At 71.1% G+C, this 3784-nt stretch carries 4 protein-coding genes; all 4 read left to right on the forward strand.

All coding sequences use genetic code 11. The annotated features are described in order from the left end of the window. Window positions 1–108: 108 nt before the first annotated feature. Window positions 109–1017: a carbohydrate kinase family protein gene (locus ACJ73U_RS08010; protein WP_407776898.1), complete on the forward strand. Its 909-nt coding sequence runs from the start codon at window positions 109–111 to the stop codon at window positions 1015–1017. Beyond that, window positions 1014–2312, forward strand: coding sequence for an alpha-glucosidase/alpha-galactosidase (locus ACJ73U_RS08015; protein WP_407776899.1), 1299 nt, complete (start codon window positions 1014–1016; stop codon window positions 2310–2312). Before ACJ73U_RS08010 ends, ACJ73U_RS08015 begins: the two co-directional genes overlap by 4 nt. Before the next feature lie 61 nt (window positions 2313–2373). After that, on the forward strand, window positions 2374–3423 hold the full coding sequence (locus ACJ73U_RS08020; protein ID WP_407776900.1) for a GNAT family N-acetyltransferase: 1050 nt from the start codon (window positions 2374–2376) through the stop codon (window positions 3421–3423). Further along, window positions 3423–3784 (forward strand): MFS transporter (locus tag ACJ73U_RS08025; protein ID WP_407776901.1); only part of this gene is annotated, 362 nt, incomplete at its 3' end. The genes ACJ73U_RS08020 and ACJ73U_RS08025, both read left to right, overlap by 1 nt.

The raw sequence follows: 3784 nt of genomic DNA on the forward strand, positions 1-3784 counted from the left end.
CCGCCGCCCGGGTCGCCGACCGGGTCGGGCTGCCGGTGCTGCTCGCGTTCCTCGGCGCGCAGAAGACCTTTATCCAGTCGGTCACCGCGGCCGGCGTCAAGGGATGAGATGGTTGACCTGCTCGTCATCGGGGACGCGAACCCCGATGTCATCGTCGGCCCGCTGAGCGAACCGCTGGCGTTCGGCCAGCACGAACAACTCGTCGACACCGGTGCGTTGACGCTGGGCGGCTCGGGCGCGATCACCGCGTGCGGGGCGGCCAGGCTCGGCCTGTCGGTCGCCATCGCGGCCCGCGTCGGCGACGACGCGGCCGGCCGGTTCGTGCGGGAGTCGTTGGCGGAGCGCGGGGTCGACACCGGTGCGCTCCTGGTGGACGACGCCCCGACACCGCTGACGGTGATCGTCACGCGGGACGGTGACCGCGCGATGCTGACCAGCGGGTCGTGGCCGTCCTTCGCCGTGTCGCCGGAACTGCTCGCGTCGAGCAGGCACGTCCACGTGTCGTCGTACTTCCTGCTGGCGGCCATGGCCGAGGTGCTGCCCGGCCTGCTGGCGCGGGCACGCCGCCACGGCGCGACGACGTCCTTGGACACGAACGACGACCCGAGCGGGAACTGGGACGTGGGACCGCTCCTGGCGGAGGTGGACTACCTGCTGCCGAACGCGAACGAGGCGATGCGGCTGGCGGGCGCCACGTCGGTGCGCGACGCCGCGTCCGTGCTGGCGGCACGTGGTCCCCTGGTGGCGGTGAAGAACGGCGCCGCCGGTGCCCTGTGCCACAGCGGTGGCACACTGTTGCACAGCAAGGGCATCACGGTGTCTGCTGTGGACAGTGTCGGCGCGGGGGACAGCTTCGACGCCGGCTTCATCGCCGCGAAGCTGCGTGGCCTGCCCGACCAGCGGGCCCTGGACGTGGCGACCGTGTGCGGCGCGCTGTCCACGTTGTCCGCCGGCGGCACGACGTCCCAGCCGACGTGGGCCGACGCCATGAGCTACGTCGAGGAGAACCAGGCATGAAGATCACCTTCGTCGGCGCGGGCAGCGTCGTGTTCACCCAGGGACTGCTGGCGGACCTGTTCGCCTTCCCCGAGTTGGGCGGCGTGCACATCGCCCTGCACGACATCGACGGGGAGCGGCTGTCCACGGCCGAGCGGGCGGGCCGGTACATCGCCCGCGAGCGCGGGGTCTCGCCGCGGTTCACCGCGCACCTCGACCGCCGGGAGGCGTTGGCGGGGGCCGACTTCGTCATCAACATCGTGCAGGTCGGGATGGCCGAGGCCACCAGGACCGACTTCGACGTCCCCGCGGCCTTCGGCGTCCGCCAGACGATCGCGGACACCCTCGGGGTGGGCGGCATCTTCCGCGCCCTGCGCACGTTCCCGCTGTTGCGTGCGCTCGGCACCGACATCGCGGCGGTGTGCCCCGACGCGTGGCTGCTGAACTACACCAACCCGATGGCGATGAACGTCCAGTACCTGACGGAGGCGACCGGCCTGACGCGGGTGGTGGGCCTGTGCCACTCGGTGTACTGGACGATGCGCGGCCTGGCGGACCTGGTCGACGTCCCGTTCGAGGAGGTGACGTACCGGGCGGCGGGTGTCAACCACCAGGCGTGGGTGCTGGAGTTCACGCGGGACGGCGAGAACCTGTACCGGCGCCTGGACGACGTGATCGAGTCGGACCCGGAACTGCGCAGGCGGGTGCGCGTGGACATGTACCGCCGGCTGGGCTATTACCCGACGGAGACGAGCGAGCACTCGAGCGAGTACGTCCCGTGGTACCTGCACCACGACAGCGAGATCGAGCGGCTGCGCATCCCGGTGGGGAACTACCTGGACATCGTCGAGGAGAACACGGCCGAGTACGAGCGCACCCGGACCGCCCTGGCCGCCGGCGAACCGCTTACGGTCGAGGGGACGATGGAGTACGCGCCACAGATCATCCACAGCATGGTGACGGGCACGCCCCGCATGGTGTACGGGAACGTGCCCAACCGCGGGTTGATCGAGAACCTGCCCGCGGGAGGGACGGTCGAGGTGCCGTGCCTGGTGGACGCGTCGGGCGTGCAGCCGACGCGCGCGGGCATGCTGCCGCCGCAGCTGGCGGCGCTGAACAGGACGTACCTGAGCATGAACGACCTGGTGGTGAAGGCGGCCGTGGAGGACGAGCCCAGGCACATCCGCCACGCGGCGATGACCGACGCGGCGACGGCCGCCGCGCTGACGGTCGACCAGATCTGGCACCTGTGCGACGAGATGGTCCGCGCCCACGGCGACCGCCTGCAGCCCTCGCTGCGGGTTACCCTGGGCTAGCCATCGAGTTACCGCCCCTGTTCTACGTTCGACCCACGGGTCTCACGGACGGGGGTGCGGTATGGCGATCACCAGTGCCGGGGGTGGCTGGACCGTCGGCGAGGACGTGCCGGAGCGGGTCGCGGCCAGCTGCCTGTACGACTCGGCGGCCTGGTTGCGGGGCTGGGAGAAGATCGGCATCGAGCGGCGGACCCGGCACGCGTACGTCCGCGCCGGGGACGACGTCCTCCCGCTCTACGAGACCACCATGTCACCCTTCTGGCACGGCTACGAGCTGCAGTGCGGGCTCGTCGGGCGCTTCGGCAACCCCATCGTCTTCGCCGGGTCGCCCTACTCCATGTACGGCAAGCGGGGCAGCATCCCCGGCCCACTCGTCGAAGGCGCCTACGCCACCGCCATGTCCTGGATCCGGCGCGGAAGCGCCGACCTCCTCGTCGTGCCCAACGTGACCAGCGCGGGAGTGGACAGTTGGTACCACGCGGTCGGACCGCCGGTCGGTACCGTCCACCTGGAACGGACGTACGGCATCGACGTCCGGGGGACCTTCTCCGACCACCTCCACCGGCTCGACAACAAGATCCGGCGGGACGTCGAGCGGCGGCTGCGGCGCGGCGAGGAGCGTGGGCTGCGGGTCGCGATGCTCGACGGCGACGAGGCACACGCCCTCGTGCCGGACGCCTTTCCCCTCACCGTCGACACCAGCGACAAGAACGAGTGGCCCGCCCTGTTCGACGAGGACGCCCTGCACGGGATGCTGGACATTCCCGGGGCACTGCTCGTCGCGGCCCGGGTCGGGCGGCGGCTCGTCGGGGTGTTCTTCGGGTTCCGCCGCGGCGACGAGGTCACCTTCATGTGCGGCGGGGTCGACTACCGGAGCCTCCACGAGTACAGCACCTACATCGCGCTCATGTACCGGTCCACCCAGTGGGCCTACGACAACGGCATGGCACGCATCGAGTGGGGGCGGGACAACTACCGCTTCAAGGAACGGCACGGGCTCGACAGCACCGAGCTGTGGGCCATGGTCTACGCGCCCACCGCCCGGCCCGAACTGGCCACCGCCATCAACGGGATGCACGCCACCCTCCACGCCTACATCGAGGCCGCCTGATGGGTACCGGGCAGCGGCGGGCGCTCCTCCTCCTGGTCGCCGTCATCAGCGTCAACGCCTCCTACACCGTCCTGATCCCCTTCGTGCCGGAGCTGGAGGAGCGGGTCGGCGCCGGGCCCGTCACCATCGCGGCGGTGTTCGCCCTCTTCGCGGCCGCCAAGGCGTTGTTCCAGCCCGTCGGCGGCGCGTGGGTGGACCGGTGGCGACCCCGCGCGGTCGCCTGTGTGGCGCTGAACGTCGCCGCGGCCGGGATCGTGCTGACGGCGTTCGCCCACGACCCCCTCACCCTGCTGGCCGGCCGGTTCGTGTGGGGGATTGGGGAAGGGCTCGTCACGCCCGCCCTCTACGCGGGCATGTCGGC

The organism is Actinophytocola sp., from assembly GCF_045807065.1.
GTDB lineage: Bacteria > Actinomycetota > Actinomycetes > Mycobacteriales > Pseudonocardiaceae > Actinophytocola.